The organism is Mesorhizobium sp. WSM4836 (assembly GCF_055811815.1).
Genome location: NZ_JBVVQF010000029.1, coordinates 16150 through 30319, shown reverse-complemented (window position 1 = coordinate 30319; position 14170 = coordinate 16150). Strand labels below are relative to the sequence as shown.

Annotated in this window: 16 protein-coding genes; 10 read left to right on the top strand and 6 right to left on the bottom strand. The window is 64.1% G+C overall.

Annotation, left to right across the window (positions count from 1 at the left end):
* Positions 1 to 20: 20 nt before the first annotated feature.
* From AC0L2P_RS27475 to AC0L2P_RS27460, 4 genes are all read right to left on the bottom strand, one after another.
* The gene (locus AC0L2P_RS27475; protein WP_473505811.1) at positions 21 to 539 is read right to left on the bottom strand and encodes a YcnI family copper-binding membrane protein; all 519 of its coding nucleotides are present in this window, start codon (positions 537 to 539) and stop codon (positions 21 to 23) included.
* 25 nt (positions 540 to 564) lie between these two features.
* Positions 565 to 1101, bottom strand: a complete 537-nt coding sequence (locus tag AC0L2P_RS27470; RefSeq protein ID WP_473505809.1) for a copper chaperone PCu(A)C — start codon at positions 1099 to 1101, stop codon at positions 565 to 567.
* Between the two features lie 101 nt (positions 1102 to 1202).
* Positions 1203 to 1559 carry a hypothetical protein gene (locus AC0L2P_RS27465; RefSeq protein ID WP_473505807.1) on the bottom strand — a complete coding sequence of 119 codons (357 nt, stop codon included), beginning with the start codon at positions 1557 to 1559 and terminating at the stop codon, positions 1203 to 1205.
* 120 nt (positions 1560 to 1679) lie between these two features.
* Positions 1680 to 2582 (bottom strand): GntR family transcriptional regulator, encoded by a 903-nt coding sequence (locus AC0L2P_RS27460; RefSeq protein ID WP_473505805.1) that lies wholly within the window; start codon positions 2580 to 2582, stop codon positions 1680 to 1682.
* Positions 2583 to 2838: 256 nt separating this feature from the next.
* Between AC0L2P_RS27460 and AC0L2P_RS27455 the strand changes: the two genes are divergently transcribed.
* Positions 2839 to 4344 (top strand): UxaA family hydrolase, encoded by a 1506-nt coding sequence (locus AC0L2P_RS27455; RefSeq protein WP_473505803.1) that lies wholly within the window; start codon positions 2839 to 2841, stop codon positions 4342 to 4344.
* On the opposite strand, the gene AC0L2P_RS27450 is transcribed toward AC0L2P_RS27455, so the two are convergent.
* Positions 4341 to 4625: a hypothetical protein gene (locus AC0L2P_RS27450; protein WP_473505801.1), complete on the bottom strand. Its 285-nt coding sequence runs from the start codon at positions 4623 to 4625 to the stop codon at positions 4341 to 4343. The genes AC0L2P_RS27455 and AC0L2P_RS27450 overlap by 4 nt on opposite strands.
* Positions 4626 to 4675: 50 nt before the next feature.
* Here AC0L2P_RS27450 and AC0L2P_RS27445 point away from each other — a divergent pair, with 50 nt between their 5' ends.
* From AC0L2P_RS27445 to AC0L2P_RS27430, 4 genes are all read left to right on the top strand, one after another.
* A complete protein-coding gene (locus AC0L2P_RS27445; RefSeq protein WP_473505799.1) occupies positions 4676 to 5671 on the top strand; it encodes a substrate-binding domain-containing protein in 996 nt (331 codons plus the stop codon).
* Positions 5672 to 5771: 100 nt separating this feature from the next.
* On the top strand, positions 5772 to 7325 hold the full coding sequence (locus AC0L2P_RS27440) for a sugar ABC transporter ATP-binding protein (RefSeq protein WP_473505797.1): 1554 nt from the start codon (positions 5772 to 5774) through the stop codon (positions 7323 to 7325).
* Positions 7322 to 8287 (top strand): ABC transporter permease, encoded by a 966-nt coding sequence (locus AC0L2P_RS27435; RefSeq protein ID WP_473505795.1) that lies wholly within the window; start codon positions 7322 to 7324, stop codon positions 8285 to 8287. The genes AC0L2P_RS27440 and AC0L2P_RS27435 overlap by 4 nt, the downstream gene beginning before the upstream one ends.
* A 70-nt stretch (positions 8288 to 8357) precedes the next feature.
* Entirely contained in the window at positions 8358 to 9374 is a 1017-nt protein-coding gene (locus tag AC0L2P_RS27430) for a zinc-binding alcohol dehydrogenase family protein (protein WP_473505793.1), read from the top strand.
* An 18-nt stretch (positions 9375 to 9392) separates the two neighbouring features.
* On the opposite strand, the gene phnF is transcribed toward AC0L2P_RS27430, so the two are convergent.
* The gene (gene phnF, locus AC0L2P_RS27425; RefSeq protein WP_473505791.1) at positions 9393 to 10136 is read right to left on the bottom strand and encodes a phosphonate metabolism transcriptional regulator PhnF; all 744 of its coding nucleotides are present in this window, start codon (positions 10134 to 10136) and stop codon (positions 9393 to 9395) included.
* 136 nt (positions 10137 to 10272) lie between these two features.
* Here phnF and phnG point away from each other — a divergent pair, with 136 nt between their 5' ends.
* The 5 genes from phnG to phnK are packed head-to-tail and all read left to right on the top strand — an operon-like array spanning position 10273 to position 14140.
* Complete coding sequence (phnG, locus tag AC0L2P_RS27420) at positions 10273 to 10734, top strand: phosphonate C-P lyase system protein PhnG (protein ID WP_473505789.1); 462 nt, start codon at positions 10273 to 10275, stop codon at positions 10732 to 10734.
* A complete protein-coding gene (gene phnH, locus AC0L2P_RS27415; RefSeq protein ID WP_473505787.1) occupies positions 10734 to 11345 on the top strand; it encodes a phosphonate C-P lyase system protein PhnH in 612 nt (203 codons plus the stop codon). The genes phnG and phnH overlap by 1 nt, the downstream gene beginning before the upstream one ends.
* Before the next feature lies 1 nt (position 11346).
* Positions 11347 to 12459, top strand: coding sequence for a carbon-phosphorus lyase complex subunit (locus AC0L2P_RS27410; protein ID WP_473505785.1), 1113 nt, complete (start codon positions 11347 to 11349; stop codon positions 12457 to 12459).
* The gene (locus AC0L2P_RS27405; protein WP_473505783.1) at positions 12456 to 13367 is read left to right on the top strand and encodes an alpha-D-ribose 1-methylphosphonate 5-phosphate C-P-lyase PhnJ; all 912 of its coding nucleotides are present in this window, start codon (positions 12456 to 12458) and stop codon (positions 13365 to 13367) included. Before AC0L2P_RS27410 ends, AC0L2P_RS27405 begins: the two co-directional genes overlap by 4 nt.
* A complete protein-coding gene (gene phnK, locus AC0L2P_RS27400; protein ID WP_473505781.1) occupies positions 13364 to 14140 on the top strand; it encodes a phosphonate C-P lyase system protein PhnK in 777 nt (258 codons plus the stop codon). The genes AC0L2P_RS27405 and phnK overlap by 4 nt, the downstream gene beginning before the upstream one ends.
* The last annotated feature ends 30 nt before the right edge of the window (positions 14141 to 14170 follow it).

The following is a 14170-nucleotide window of genomic DNA, read 5'->3' as shown; positions in this document are numbered from 1 at the left end:
CCAAAGCGCGCCGCTGGAGCTCACTTCTTCGGCAGCAGCTTGAGGCCGGGCGCCGGAAATTCCAGCGCATCCTCAGCCTGTCCGGCCGGCGGAATCTCGATCCAGCGATCGGCAACGCCGTCACATTCCTGCACCACCGGAAAATACAGCATCTGGCCTGCCGGCAGGTCGGACGCCAGCGTCGCGCGAAAGACGAATTCGTCGTAGAATTCGTCCGGCAGGCTGCCGGCGCTCCAGTCGATCTCCTTGACGCCGCTGGTCACTGCCTGGCCGTAGAGCTGGTAGGACTTCTCGTATTTGCCGTTCTTGACCTGCAGCGTCCAACCCGGCTTCGGCATCGGCTTGACCGAAAGCACCCCTTCCGGGATCTGCACGCGCAAGGCGGTCGTCGCCTTGCCCTCGCAGCCATGCGGCACAAGCAGGACCGCCTTGTAGGTCGAGCCCACTGCCGCCTCCGGAGTTTCGAGCGTGATGTGACCGAAGGCCGCGCCGGTCCCGAGGACGAGGAGCGCGCAGCCCGGCAAAAGAGATTTCTTCATGATGGTACCTCTCGAAGCGGCCAAATCAGTCGTCGTCCTGGGGTGCCGGGCTGCCGATGCCTTGCACGGCGAATTCAATCTGCACAGGCCCACCTTTTTCGAAGGTCAGCGTTGCCGAGAACATTTCGCCCTCCTTGGGCTGCCGCTTCAAATCCATGAACATCAAATGATAGCCGTTAGGCGCCAGTGCGACCTTGCCGCCAGCCGGGATTTCGAGGCCGCCGGTGACCGGCCGCATGGTCATGACGCCATTGCTGACGCCCATCTCGTGCAGTTCGGCCTTGGCCGAAATGTCGGAGGTGATCGACAGCAGGCGATCCGGCGCACTGCCTGAATTGGTGATGGTGAAGTAGCCGCCGGCTACCTTGGCGCCGGCCGGTGTGGCGCGCGACCAGGGATGCCCGATCTCGAGATCGCCGATCTTGAACTCATGCGCGAAGGCAGCCTGCGCCCCGGCGAATATGAGGGCAAGGGCGAACACCAAATTGCCGAGATGCTGCTCGGGGCGGCGCAGTGCGAAACGCCTGCGGCTGACCGGGGCGGCGCGAAGAAAATGGGACATGATTGCTCCATGAATTTTAAGAGATCGCGCCAGTGGCCGATCGTGAACGATATCGATAGATGCGCCGGCAAAAGGGTTGCGCGGCGCGAACCAGGAACGGATCAAACCGTCGCCGGCGGCGCGCGCGGATTGGACGGAGTGCGGGCGCGGGCGAAATCGCAATGCCGAAATGCCGGCAGGACAAAAGCGATGGTTTCGACCGAGAGGCTGCGAGCCAGGCTCCCGGCGGCATCGGGCTGCGCGTAGACCACCGACACGAGGTTGCAGCCAAGCATGCAGCAAGCCGGCATGTGCTGCTGATGCGGATCGCCGGCGGGGAGTTGCGCCGCGCCGTCATGGGTGCAAATCGTGTTGCCGAAAGCATCGAATTGCGAAGCGTGCGGCTCGACTCCGGAGGCAAACGCCCCGAACATCGACTGGAGCACGAAAAGCCACGCCGCGGCGAACGCGACCGGCATGCTCCATCGTCTCCGGCGTATGCTCAAGAACCAACCTCTTCACGCAGCAAGGTCAGCTCTCTAGCACGGAGCCGGCGGCCGGAAAATCGCCAAAAAAATTGCTGCGGCAACGCAACACAATCACGCACGTTGTGGCTGCCTGCCCTCGGGAATCGACGTCAGCAGCGTGTGGCGGGCCGATTTCAGGTGCTTGCGGCAGGCGGCGTCCACCTTGGCGAGATCGCGCGATTTGAGCGCGGCGATATAGGCGAGATGCTCCTGGACCGCGACTTCGTTGCGCTCGCGTTCCTGCGCCTTGTTCCACTGGTAGTGGTAGTGGAAGATCATGGCGATAACGTCGTAGAAATCGACGATGAAGCGGTTGTGCGACGCCCGGTGGATCAGCCGGTGAAAGCGCTCGTCGAGCTCGGAAAACTCGTTGAAACGCACGGCGATCTCGCGCGCCAGCCGGCGATGCTCGTCTTCCAGGCGGTCGAGGTCGGCCCACACCGGGCTGTCCTCGGGCAGAACGGCAAAGGCGGCGGCCGAGCGCAGTTCGAACATCTCGCGGATTTCGGTCAGCTCCAGCGCGAAGGCGCGGGTAAAGCCTTTCAGCACCCAGTGGCTGTTGCGGCGCTTCTCGATCAGCCCAAAGCGCGAGAAGCGGATCAGGAATTCGCGCACGCTGGTGGTGCCGACGCCGATCTCGCGCGCCAGTTCGAGCTCGTTGATCTGCATTCCGGCTTCGGCACCGCTGGCAAGCAGCCGCCGCATGAAGGAGCGCTCGATGATCTCGGCCAGCGTGTCGGTTTCTTCCTCGGGGAAGAAATCGTCCGGCCGCGGTTCGCGCAGAACCGTCTTGCTGCGCTTGTTCCAGTCGATCAGCCCGGTTTCTTCCATGCGCGCAAGGATGGTGCGAACCGTCGTGCGGCTGACGCCGAGCAGCGTGCCCAACTCCGGCTCCGAAGGCAGGCTCCTGGTTTCGTCGAGCAGCCTTAGACCGCGATTATAGGCGTCCTTGTAAACGTTGTTGCTCTTCGACATCCCCTGCCCCGTGGCGCACCGGCGTTTTGCGGCCGGCGTGAAGCGTTTCTTGCGCATGAAACCGGAATCGCTTCGGAAAACATCATGCGCGACGCTGGTTTTGGTTGTAGAGCCTACGTCACGCATCCAAAGACGCGTCGTGCTCTGGCGAAAAAACAATTGACGCAAAAATGTTTTTTCACGATAAAAGACATTATATGTTAAGAGCCGCGTGTCAATCCGCTCGCGCACCCAGGAACACACCCAGGAAGCTCCCGTGAACGCCGCAAACAGCATTCTTCTGTCTCCCGCCGACAATGTCGCGGTCGCCAATGGCCGCATCGAGATCGGCACCGTGCTGCCGGGCGGCGCCGTCGCCGCCGCGCTGATCGAGCCGGGCCACAAGGTGGCGATCAAGCCGATTGCGGCCGGCGAGGCCGTGGTAAAATACGCCCAGGCGATCGGCCGCGCCACTGAAGCCATCGCGCCCGGCGAGCATGTCCATTCGCATAATCTGGTCTTCGAAAGCGGGCGTTTGCCGGTGGTGCCGCCGAGCGAGGCAGTGCATGCGACCGAGGCCGACCGCGCCCGCACCTTCATGGGCTACCGCCGTGCCGACGGCCGTGCCGGCACGCGCAACTTCGTCGGCATTCTCGCCAGCGTGAATTGCTCGGCCACCGTCTGCCACGCCATCGCTGACGCGGCGAACCGCACGCTTCTGCCGCAATATCCCGGCATCGACGGCTTCGTCCCGATCGTCCACGGCCAGGGTTGCGGCATGAGCGCCACCGGCGACGGCATGATGGTGCTGCACCGCACGCTGGCCGGCTACGCCCGTCATCCGAATTTCGGCGGCGTGCTGATGGTCGGGCTCGGCTGCGAGGTCAACCAACTCACCCTCTATGGCCAGAAGGGCGTTGCCGCGGGAAAGCGTCATTTCAACATCCAGGAAGCCGGCGGCTCGCGCAAATCGGTCGAGAAGGCGTTGGTCGTGCTGGCCGAGATTGCCGAAGAGGTCGGCAAGCTTCAGCGTGAGCCTATCCCGGTCAGCGAGATCGTCGTCGGCCTGCAATGCGGCGGCTCCGACGGCATGTCCGGCATCACCGCCAATCCTGCGCTTGGTGCGGCCGTCGACATTTTGGCCGGTGTCGGCGGCATCGGCATTCTTTCCGAGACAACGGAGATCTACGGCGCCGAGCACCTGCTTGCCTATCGCGCCGCAACCCCCGAGATTGCCGCCAAGCTCGACGGCTATGTGAAATGGTGGGAAGACCACGTCGCCAAGCATGGCGCATCCATCGACAACAATCCCTCACCGGGCAACAAGCGCGGCGGCCTGACCACCATCTTGGAAAAGTCGCTCGGCGCGGTCGCCAAGGGCGGCCAGACGCCGCTCAACGGCGTTTTCGGCTATGCCGAAAAGGTCACCGGGCACGGGCTGGTGTTCATGGATACGCCCGGCTACGACCCGGTCTCGGCCACCGGCCAGGTGGCGGGCGGCGCCAATGTCATTGTCTTCACCACCGGCCGCGGCTCCTGTTTCGGCTGCCGGCCGACGCCGTCGATCAAGGTCGCCAGCAACTCGACCATGTACCACACGATGGAGGAGGACATGGACGTGAATTGCGGCGTCATCGCCTCGGGCGAAAATACCATCGCCGGCATGGGGCGCGAGATCTTCGAACTGATCGTCGAGACGGCTTCGGGCCGCAAGACCAAGAGCGAGGAGTTCGGCTACGGCGACAACGAGTTCGTGCCCTGGCACCTCGGAGCCACGCTCTAAGCCGGACCGCCAGCGACAGCCGCGAACACCTGACGGGATCGCCAGGTGCCACAGTTCGTACCCTCCAAAAAAAGAATGAACATTCCATATTGACTGATATGTGGAATTAATATTCCATGCGATATATTGGAGGGGATTGGCAGCGCAGGTTCGTCAGAAAAAACTCTTCCGCCCAGCCATTCGAAGCAGGCATCAAACAGCGCTTGCGCCGACCGAAATGATACACTATCAAAATGCGGTAAATGTTTTTTATTGATAAAGTTCCCTTCGGGCCGCGCCATCCGGATGGAGCTTCCGTAACATTCACCGGGCGACTTAGGGAGGACTCCTAATGAAATTCGTGACCAGCATTCTCAATCGTCGCGCCTTCGTGGCACTCGCAGCCGCCTCGATGCTTGCCGGCGTAATGCATTCGGCCCCGGCATCCGCGGCCGACGCAACCATTCCGATCATCGTCAAGGACACCACGTCTTTCTACTGGCAGATCGTTCTGGCCGGCGCCCGCAAGGCCGGCAAGGACCTCGGCGTCAACGTGCCCGAGCTCGGCGCCCAGGCCGAGACCGACGTCAACGGCCAGATCTCGATCCTCGAAAATGCCGTCGCCGGCAACCCGGCCGCCGTCGTCATCGCGCCGACCGAAGCCAAGGCGCTCGGCAAGCCGATCGACGAGGCCGCCACCAAGGTCAAGATCATCGGTATCGACTCCGGCGCCGACTCCACGGCCTTCACCTCGTTCCTGACCACCGACAATATCCAGGGCGGCCGCGTCGCCGCTGACGGCCTTGCCGCAGCCATCGGCGAAGCCAATGGCGGCAAGGTCGAGGGCGACGTCGCCCTGATCACCGCGCTTCCGGGCGCCGGCTCGCTCGAACAGCGCGCCCAGGGTTTTAAGGAACAGCTCGCCGCCAAATATCCCGGCCTCAAGCTGGTCGCCGACAAATACGCCGACGGCCAGGCCACCACCGGCCTCAACATCGCCACCGACCTGATCACCGCCAACCCCAACCTCAAGGGCATCTTCGCCTCCAACCTGATCATGGCGCAGGGCGTCGGTCAGGCGATCGCCGAGAACAACCTTGCCGGCAAGGTCGGGCTGGTCGGTTTCGACAGCGACGAGAAGCTGATCAAGTTCCTCAACGACGGCGTCATTTCGGCGCTCGTCGTTCAGGATCCGTACCGGATGGGCTATGACGGCATCAAGACGGCGCTCGCCGCCTCGAAGGGCGATAAGGTCGAGGCCAATGTCGACACCGGCGCCAATCTGGTGACCAAGGCCAACATGAAGGATCCGAAGATCGACGCGCTGCTCAACCCGAAGCTCGACTGAGCACCGCCACAAGTGAACTGTTTCCGGGGCGTTTGCCCCGGAAACATCCCACGCGTGCCAATCGTCAGGCCATCTGGCGGGCCAATCTGGGAGGATTGTCATGATGTCGACAGCGCAGGAACTCCATCCGGCCCCAACGCTGGAACCGGGCAGGACCATCCTCGAACTACACGGGCTGGAAAAGCGCTATCCCGGCACCCACGCGCTGAAGCCGGTCAACCTCGCCTTCAAGGCCGGCGAGATCCACGCCATCGTCGGCGAAAACGGCGCCGGCAAATCCACCCTGATCAAGCTTCTGACCGGCGTCATGCCGCGCACCTCAGGCGACGTCCTCTGGGAGGGCAAGCCCGCCGCATTGGCGACGCCGCATGAGGCGATGGCGCTCGGCATCAATGCCGTGCATCAGGAAGTCGTCCTGTGCCGCCATCTCACCGTGGCCGCCAACATGTTCCTCGGCGAGGAGGATTCCCGTTTCGGCATCCTGCAGCAGCGGGCGATGGTCAGGCAGGCGCAGAAGATCATCGACGATCTCGGCTTCGACCTGCCGGCGCATGTCAAGCTTGGTGACCTGACGATCGGCCAGCAGCAGCTGATCGCCGCCGCCCGCGCCACCGTGCGCGGCACCAAATTCCTGATCTTCGACGAACCGACCGCCTATCTTACCCGCAAGGAGGCCGACCAGCTGTTCACGCTGATCCGCCGGCTGAAGGGCGAAGGCGTCACCATCATCTACATCAGCCATCGCATGGAAGAAGTCTTCGAGCTCGCCGACCGCGTTTCGGTGCTGCGCGATGGCACGCTTGTCGGCACCAGGAATATCGCCGAGACCAATGACGCCGAGCTGGTCAAGATGATGATCAACCGCTCGATCGAACAGGTCTACCACAAGGAGCATTTCACCCCGGGCGCGATGCTTGTAGAAACCAGGAACCTGTCCGGCAAGGGTTTCGAAAATGTCTCGATATCCGTCCGCGCCGGCGAGATCGTCGGCCTATACGGCCTGATCGGCGCCGGGCGCAGCGAGTTCGTCACCACGCTCTACGGCCGCCACCGCAAATCGGCCGGCCATATCCTCTGGGAGGGCAAGGAGGTCAAGGTCAATTCCGAACACGACGCGATCCGGCTCGGCATGGCGCTGGCACCGGAAAGCCGCCGCGACCAGGGCCTCTGTCTCAACCTGCCGGTCGGGCTCAACCTCAATTTGCCGATCTACAAGCGCATTTCGAGCAATCTGCTGATCTCGCACGCGCAGGAGAAGGCCCAGGCCGATCGCCAGATCGCCGACCTGCGCATCAAGACGCCGACGCGCGGCGCGCTGGCCTCCAGCCTGTCCGGCGGCAATCAGCAGAAGATCGTCATCGGCAAATGGCTCGCCCACGGCGCCAAGCTGTTCATCTTCGACGAGCCGACTGTCGGCGTCGACGTCGGCACCAAGGCCGAGATCTACCGCCTGTTCGGCGCGCTGCTATCTAAGGGAGCCGGCATCATCCTGATCTCGTCCTACCTGCCAGAGGTCTATGAGCTAGCCGACACGCTGCACGTGTTCCGGCGCGGCAAGCTGGTGGCCACGCATGGGTTTCGTACCGCTGACCACGAGGAGATCCTCACCCAGGCGCTGGCCGAGAAACAAGAAAGACCGGGAGGACGGATATGAGCACCGAGGCGATCGCTGCCGAAAGGCCGAAACGCAATTACAACGCCCTGTTCGGGCTGACACTGCTGGCGCTGCTGGTTCTTTTATGGGTCATCCTGTCGGTGGCGACGCCGAGCTTCGCCTCGGCCAACAACATCTCCAACCTGTTGCGGCAAGGGTCGATGATCGCCATCCTGGCCGTCGGCCAGACCTTCGTCATCATCACCGGCGGCATCGACCTTTCCGTCGGCGCCGTGGTCGGCTTCGCCACCGTCATCGTCGCGATGCTGATCAACGCCGGCACACCGGTGTTCCTCGCCATCCTGATCACCTTGCTGGTCGGCGTCGCCATTGGCATGTTCCACGGCTTCGGCATCGTCAAGATGGGCCTGCCGCCCTTCATCATCACCCTGGCGACGCTGACCTCGCTGCGCGGCATCGGCCTGTTGATGACCAATGGCAACTCGATCTCGATCAACAACGACGCCTTCCAGACGTTTTCGCGCAGTTCCTTCGCCGGCGTCCCCAATCTGTTCTGGATGGTGATCCTGGTCGGCATCCCGGCTTACGTCTTCCTGCACCACAGCCGCTGGGGCCGCTACCTGTTCTCGGTCGGCTCCAACGCCGAGGCATCGCGCCTGTCGGGCGTCAACGTCCAGCGCACCATCTACATGGCTTATACGTTGTCGGGGCTGTGTGCGGCCTTCGTCGGCGTGCTGCTTGCCTCGCGCATCGGCATCGGCAATCCGACGCAGGCCGAGGGCTGGGAATTGCAGGCAATCGCCTCCTCGGTGATCGGCGGCACCTCGCTGTTCGGCGCTGTCGGCTCCGTGCACGGGCCGCTGCTCGGCGCCTTCATCCTTGCCACCATCAACAACGGCGCCAATCTGCTCAACGTCAACGCCTTCTGGCAGCGCATCATCACCGGCGTGCTGATCATCGTCATCGTCTATTTCGACGGGCTGCGCCGCCGCGGCAAATAGACCGCCTCCCCACAACCGCCGGCCTCGCGACAGCAGAGCCGGCGGTGCCATGAACCGACTGGATTGAAGCATGAAAGCCGTCGTCTGCCGCTCGCCCGGCGAACTTGCCCTCGAAGATCGTCCGGCGCCCGGCGCGCCGCCCGCCGGCTGGGCGCTGGTCGCCGTCAGCCATGTCGGCATCTGCGGCACCGACTACCACATCTTCGAAGGCAAGCACCCGTTCCTCGCCTATCCCCGCATCATGGGCCACGAGGTTTCCGGCACCGTGATCGAGGTTGGCGAGGATGTCGATCTGGCCGTCGGCGAAGCGGTGATCGTCAATCCCTATCTCGCATGCGGCAAATGCATCGCCTGCCGGCAAGGCAAGCCGAATTGCTGCGTGAAAATCGAGGTGCTCGGCGTCCACCGCGACGGCGCCATGTGCGAGCAGATCCTAGTGCCGGCGCAAAATCTTTATCCGGCAAACGGCCTGTCGCTGGCCGATGCTGCCGCCGTCGAATTCCTGGCGATTGGCGCCCATGCCGTGCGGCGCTCGCTGGCTCAATCGGGCGCGCGCACGCTGGTCATCGGCGCCGGGCCGATCGGCCTCGGCACGGCGCTGTTCGCCCGCATCGCCGGGCACGATGTGACGCTGCTCGACATGAGTGCGGAGAGGCTGGGCTTCGCTGAAAGCGAACTCGGCTTCGCGACGCTCGACGGCTCGCGGGGCGCCGCCGCCGATCTGGTGCGGAACGCAACCGGCGGCGACGGCTTCGACGTGGTGTTCGACGCCACCGGCAACACCCAGTCGGTGCAGTCGGCCTTCGCCCATGTCGCGCATGGCGGGGCGCTGGTCCTGGTCAGCGTCGTCAAGGACGACATCGCCTTTTCCGATCCTGAATTCCACAAGCGCGAGATGATGCTGATCGGCAGCCGCAACGCTCTGGGCACCGATTTCGATCATGTCGCCGCCTCGATCCGCAACGGCGCGCTGCCGCTGGCAAAGCTGGTCACCCACCGCACCACGCTTGGCGAGACACCGCACGACCTCGCCCGCTGGGCGCATGAGAAGTCCGGCCTGATCAAGGCCGTCATTCAGGTCGGATGATGCCAGGGCTGGCGCATCTCAGAGCGCCGATAGTTTGAGCTCGATCCGCTCGGCCGGGAAGCGCGACTCCGAAAACTGGATCGGCTGACCGTCGGGCGTGACGTTGACGGCGACCGTCACCAGCACGATGGCGCCGGGCTGCAGGTCGAGGTCGGCAAGGTCGGCGGCATCGGCATGGCGCGCCGAAAGCACCGTCGATTGCCTGAGATAGTCGTCGATGCCGAAACGTGCCAGCGATGCGGTGATCGAACCGGTTTCCGCCATGGCGGCATCAATGCCGGCAAAGCGCCTGGCATCGAACCAGCCGGCAGCGCGCGACACCGGCATTCCATCGGCTTCGCCGCGCGTTTCCAGGCGTATCACATCGGCCCCCTTCGCAAGGCCCAAGCCCTCCGCGACACGACGGTCGGCGGGCTCGACCGATGCCGCGAGCAAGGTGATATGCCGCTCGGACGCCTGTCCTTGCAATCCCTTCGAAAAACGGGTGCGGGCGCCGATCGGATAAGACAGCCGCCTGCGCGACAGCACGAAAGTGCCGCGACCCTGCTCTGCCCTGAGCACGCCCTCCTGCACCAGCGCTGCGATAGCGCTGCGCACCGTATGCCGGTTGACGCCATAGCGTTCGGCCAACGCGATCTCCGGCGGCAGCGCGGCATTCTCGGGAAAATCACTGACGGCGATCGAGTGCAGAATCTGGTCGGCGATCTGCCGCCACAATGCGACACCACTGCGCCGCTCTATGCTGCCTGGCTGCCCGATCATTTCTGCCCCATTCTTTTCGCCCAAGCCTTTTCGGGCCTTGTCATGCACCCGTCATGGACACGCATTAAAAAATAGATATAATTTGTATAGTTGTCTATATCAATAGACAAGATTTGGATGCAAGGGAATGTTAACCATGCGAGGACGGGAAGCGCGAGAGCAGGCCGAACGCAAGGCCGTGATGGCCACGCTGGCCCAATCTGCCGGAGACGACATCGTCCGCCTCTGGGACGAAGCCGGCCTGCCGTCCCAAGCGGAACTTCTGCGTGGCCCCGAAACCGGCCTGGTTACGGTACGCGGCCGCATCGGCGGCGGCGGCGCTCCCTTCAATGTCGGCGAGGCGACGGTCACCCGTGCCACGGTGCGGCTGGCGTCCGGCCACGTCGGCCACTGCTATGCGCTCGGCCGCGATAAGCAGAAGGCAACGCTGGCGGCAATCGCCGATGCGCTCTGGCAGGACCCGGCCCACCGGAACGAGATCGAGACCAGCATCGTCGCGCCCTTGCAAGCGGCGCTGGCCAAGGCGCGTGACCAGCGCCGCGCCGAAACGGCGGCGACCAAGGTCGACTTCTTCACCATGGTACGCGGGGAAGACTGATGGACGCAGCTACTCAATCGATCGACGGCGGCTTCGCCGATCCGGTGTTCAACGCCCAGACCGTATTCGGCGCCGTCATGGACGCGATGGCACGGCCGGGCAGCGTGCAGCCGCTGCCGGCCCTCGCCCACCCGCCGTCGCCGCTGTCGGCCACCGCCGGCGCCATTGCGCTGGCGCTGTGCGACAACGACACGCCGCTCTGGCTCGACCCGGCTTTGCAAGGATCGGCAGCGGTGAAATCCTGGCTTGGCTTCCATACCGGGGCGCCGCTGGCCAACACCCCGGCCGACGCGCATTTTGCGCTGATCGCTTCACCATCCGAGATGATGGCGCTCGACGGATTTTCGCAAGGCACCCAGGACTATCCCGACCGTTCGACGACGCTGATCCTCGAGGTCGGCGATCTCGTCTCCGGCGCTCCGCTGCTGCTCGAAGGCCCCGGGATCGAGCAAACGGCGACGATCGCGCCGGCGCAAATGCCGCGTCATTTCGTCGAGCAATGGAAGCAGAATAACCAGCGCTTTCCGCGTGGCGTCGACATCATCCTGGCCACCACTAACGCAATTGCCTGCCTGCCGCGCACGACGCGCATCAAGACGATGGAGGCATAGCATGTATGTCGCGGTAAAGGGTGGCGAAGCGGCCATTCGCAATGCTCACAAGCTGCTCGCCGACCGCCGGCGCGGCGACCGTTCGGTGCCCGCACTTCGCCTCGACCAGATTGTCGAGCAGCTGGCGCTCGGCGTCGACCGGGTGATGAGCGAAGGTTCGCTCTACGACAGGGAACTGGCAGCACTCGCCATCGTCCAGGCGCGCGGTGACATGATCGAGGCGATCTTCCTGGTTCGCGCCTATCGCACGACGCTGCCGCGTTTCGGCTACACCAGGGCGATCGACACCGGCACGATGCTGGTCGAGCGGCGCGTGTCGGCGACCTACAAGGACCTGCCCGGCGGGCAGCTGCTCGGCCCGACTTTCGACTACACCCACCGGCTGCTCGATCCCGAGCTTGCCGCCGGTGGCGATGTCGCCGAGCCGGAGCAGCGTGCAGCCGAAGCGGAGGCAATGCCGCGCGTATCGGCCATCCTCGCCCGCGAAGGCCTGATCGAGCCCGACGGCGACATGCCCGGGGATCATGTCCCCGGCGACATCACCCGCGAGCCGCTCGAATTCCCGATGGCGCGTGACATCCGCCTGCAGGCGCTGTCGCGCGGCGACGAGGGGTTTCTGCTGGCGCTCGGCTATTCCACCCAGCGCGGCTATGCGCGCAACCATCCCTTCGTCGGCGAGGTTCGCATCGGCGGGGTCGAACTGGAACTCGACGTGCCGGAACTGCCATTTGCCCTTCCGCTCGGCAGCATCCGCGTCACCGAATGCCAGATGGTCAACCAGTTCAAGGGCTCGGCCAAGGCGCCGCCGCAATTCACCCGCGGCTATGGTCTCGTCTTCGGCCAGAGCGAGCGCAAAGCGATGGCCATGGCGCTCTGCGACCGCGCGCTGCGCGCCTCGGAGTTGGGTGAGGATGTCATCGCCGCCGCGCAGGACGAGGAGTTCGTCATCTCGCATTCGGACAATGTCCAGGCGACCGGCTTCGTCGAGCATCTCAAGCTGCCGCACTATGTCGATTTCCAGGCCGAGCTCGACCTCGTGCGCCGCATGCGCGCCGAGTATGAGGCACGCGAGAATGCCGGCAAGGGCGAAGAGAAGAGGGAGGCCGCCGAATGACCGGACAACCGACCGACATCGCCAGCTACAACTTCGCCTATCTCGACGAGCAGACCAAGCGGATGATCCGCAGGGCGATCCTCAAGGGCATTGCCATTCCCGGCTACCAGGTGCCATTTGCCTCGCGCGAAATGCCGATGCCCTATGGCTGGGGCACCGGCGGCGTGCAGGTCACCGCTTCGATCATCGGCCCGGACGATGTGCTCAAGGTCATCGACCAGGGCGCCGACGATACCACCAATGCCGTTTCGATCCGCGCCTTCTTCAAGAAGGTCGCCAATGTCGCCGTCACCACCGAGACGGCCAAGGCGACCATCATCCAGACGCGCCACCGCATTCCCGAATATCCGCTGAGCGCCGGCCAGGTGCTGGTCTATCAGGTGCCCATCCCCGAACCGCTGCGCTTCCTCGAACCGCGCGAGACGGAGACGCGCAAGATGCATGCGCTGGAGGAATACGGTCTGATGCATGTCAAACTCTACGAAGACATCGCCAGGCACGGCCGCATCGCCACCACTTACGCATATCCGGTCAAGGTGGAGAACCGTTATGTGATGGATCCCTCGCCGACGCCGAAATTCGACAATCCGAAGATGCACCGTTCGCCGGCTTTGCAACTGTTCGGCGCCGGCCGCGAAAAGCGCATCTATGCACTGCCGCCCTTCACCGATGTCGTCAGCCTCGACTTCGAGGACCATCCCTTCGAGGTGCAGACCTTCGACCAGCCCTGTGCGCTGTGCGCGGCCGAGAACGTCTATCTCGACGAAGTCATCCTCGACGACCATGGCGGCCACATGTTTGTCTGCTCCGACACAGACCATTGCGAGAAGCGGCGGGCCGAAGGCCATCGCGGCCACCTTGCGCCCGAGACCCATCTTGCCCCAGAAAAAACGGAGCCGGCGCAATGACCGACGAACCGCTGCTGCGCGTCTCGGCGCTGTCCAAATTCTACGGCTCGCGCGTCGGCTGCGAGAACGTTACCTTTGACCTCTGGCCGGGCGAGGTGCTGGCGGTGGTCGGCGAATCCGGTTCCGGCAAGACGACTTTGCTCAACTGCCTGTCGACGCGGCTGCTGCCCTCTTCAGGCACCGCCAGCTACCGCATGCACGACGGCCAGTTCCGTGAGCTTTACCGCATGAGCGAGGCCGAGCGCCGCTTCCTGATGCGCACCGACTGGGGCTTTGTCCATCAGAACCCCGCCGACGGGCTGCGCATGACGGTGTCGGCCGGCGCCAATGTCGGCGAGCGGCTGATGGCGGTCGGCGACCGCCACTATGGAAAAATCCGTGCGACGGCCGTCGACTGGCTGTCGCGTGTCGAGATCGACGAAGACCGTATCGACGACGAGCCGCGCGCCTTTTCCGGCGGCATGCGCCAGCGCCTGCAGATCGCCCGCAACCTCGTCACCGGGCCGCGGCTGGTTTTCATGGACGAGCCGACCGGCGGTCTCGACGTGTCGGTGCAGGCACGTCTGCTCGACCTGTTGCGCGGTCTGGTCACCGATCTCGGCCTGGCAGCGATCGTCGTCACCCACGATCTCGCCGTAGCGCGGCTGTTGTCGCAGCGCATCATGGTGATGAAGGACGGCCGTGTCGTCGAAAGCGGTCTCACCGACCGGGTGCTCGACGACCCGCGCGCGCCCTACACCCAGCTTCTCGTTTCCTCGATATTGCAGGTCTAGCCTGCATGATCCCGAAAAGTGGAAGCCGGT

Coding starts and splice junctions, on each gene's coding strand:
- AC0L2P_RS27470 (WP_473505809.1), bottom strand. CDS start 1,101: ATGTCCCATTTTCTTCGCGCCGCCCCGGTCAGCCGCAGGCGTTTCGCA.
- AC0L2P_RS27450 (WP_473505801.1), bottom strand. CDS start 4,625: ATGGCGCGGCCCGAAGGGAACTTTATCAATAAAAAACATTTACCGCAT.
- AC0L2P_RS27460 (WP_473505805.1), bottom strand. CDS start 2,582: ATGTCGAAGAGCAACAACGTTTACAAGGACGCCTATAATCGCGGTCTA.
- phnF (WP_473505791.1), bottom strand. CDS start 10,136: ATGATCGGGCAGCCAGGCAGCATAGAGCGGCGCAGTGGTGTCGCATTG.
- AC0L2P_RS27445 (WP_473505799.1), top strand. CDS start 4,676: ATGAAATTCGTGACCAGCATTCTCAATCGTCGCGCCTTCGTGGCACTC.
- phnK (WP_473505781.1), top strand. CDS start 13,364: ATGACCGACGAACCGCTGCTGCGCGTCTCGGCGCTGTCCAAATTCTAC.
- AC0L2P_RS27430 (WP_473505793.1), top strand. CDS start 8,358: ATGAAAGCCGTCGTCTGCCGCTCGCCCGGCGAACTTGCCCTCGAAGAT.
- phnH (WP_473505787.1), top strand. CDS start 10,734: ATGGACGCAGCTACTCAATCGATCGACGGCGGCTTCGCCGATCCGGTG.
- AC0L2P_RS27410 (WP_473505785.1), top strand. CDS start 11,347: ATGTATGTCGCGGTAAAGGGTGGCGAAGCGGCCATTCGCAATGCTCAC.
- AC0L2P_RS27465 (WP_473505807.1), bottom strand. CDS start 1,559: ATGCCGGTCGCGTTCGCCGCGGCGTGGCTTTTCGTGCTCCAGTCGATG.
- AC0L2P_RS27475 (WP_473505811.1), bottom strand. CDS start 539: ATGAAGAAATCTCTTTTGCCGGGCTGCGCGCTCCTCGTCCTCGGGACC.
- AC0L2P_RS27435 (WP_473505795.1), top strand. CDS start 7,322: ATGAGCACCGAGGCGATCGCTGCCGAAAGGCCGAAACGCAATTACAAC.
- AC0L2P_RS27405 (WP_473505783.1), top strand. CDS start 12,456: ATGACCGGACAACCGACCGACATCGCCAGCTACAACTTCGCCTATCTC.
- AC0L2P_RS27440 (WP_473505797.1), top strand. CDS start 5,772: ATGATGTCGACAGCGCAGGAACTCCATCCGGCCCCAACGCTGGAACCG.
- phnG (WP_473505789.1), top strand. CDS start 10,273: ATGCGAGGACGGGAAGCGCGAGAGCAGGCCGAACGCAAGGCCGTGATG.